At 67.6% G+C, this 799-nt stretch carries 1 protein-coding gene; it reads right to left on the reverse strand.

The window, feature by feature from the left end:
• The coding region (locus ABD323_RS42455; RefSeq protein WP_344447398.1) for a TetR/AcrR family transcriptional regulator at positions 1–413 on the reverse strand (413 nt) is incomplete at its 3' end.
• Positions 414–799: the final 386 nt, after the last annotated feature.

Raw genomic sequence — 799 nt, forward strand, 5'->3', positions numbered from 1 at the left:
CTCTGGAACAGCTCGGCCATCGACTCGCGCCCTTGCTGGATGCCGTCGGCCAGTGCCGCCCGCAACTCGGGAACCCTGTCCACCTGCGCGAACACCTCGAAGCTGGCCAGCAGCAGCTGCCGGCGCGTGGTGTACTTCTCGACGATCTGAGCCCAGGCCGCCTCGAACCGCTCCAGCGGGTCGGCGCCGGGCCTCGGGTCCTCGACCGAGGTCGGCTGGTACTCCCCACCGGTGTCGTCCAGTGCCTCCAGGAGAGCGGCGTTGAGCAGCGCCTCCTTCGACCCGTAGTGGTAACCGATGGAGGCCAGGTTGGCCCCGGAAGCCGCGACGATGTCTCTGGTGGTCGTACGGCCGTAACCCTTTTCGATAAGGCACCGCTTGGCGCCCTCCAGCAGATCCTCACGATGTCCCATACGGAAACTGTACCGGACGAAAAAGGGATCATTAATACACTTGACCGACCTTTGACCAATAGCTGGTATTCAACCCCCGTCGAGGATCCGAAAGAGGGGGGTTGCACTCTCCTTTCCACTACGGAGAGTCACCTGACCCGGCAGGCCGAGGGCGCCGGGCGGAGTGTCGTTCGTGATCCGACCACCGTTCTGACGGACCATCAGAGATGGTGACGGCCGGTGCGGCCCGGCCGGGCCGGTGGCCGGGAGGAGAGCCGGATGAACGGGATCGGGGTACCGCTGCGCGCGGTACTGGTGGCACCCCTGGCGGCGGCGGGCCTGGCGGCGGGCCCGCCGACCGCGGTGGCGGCGGCGGAACCGGACGGTGGCCTGTTCGCCCCAGCGGT

Origin of the sequence: Kitasatospora nipponensis (genome assembly GCF_039528135.1) — a bacterium.
Taxonomy (GTDB): Bacteria; Actinomycetota; Actinomycetes; order Streptomycetales; family Streptomycetaceae; genus Kitasatospora; species Kitasatospora nipponensis.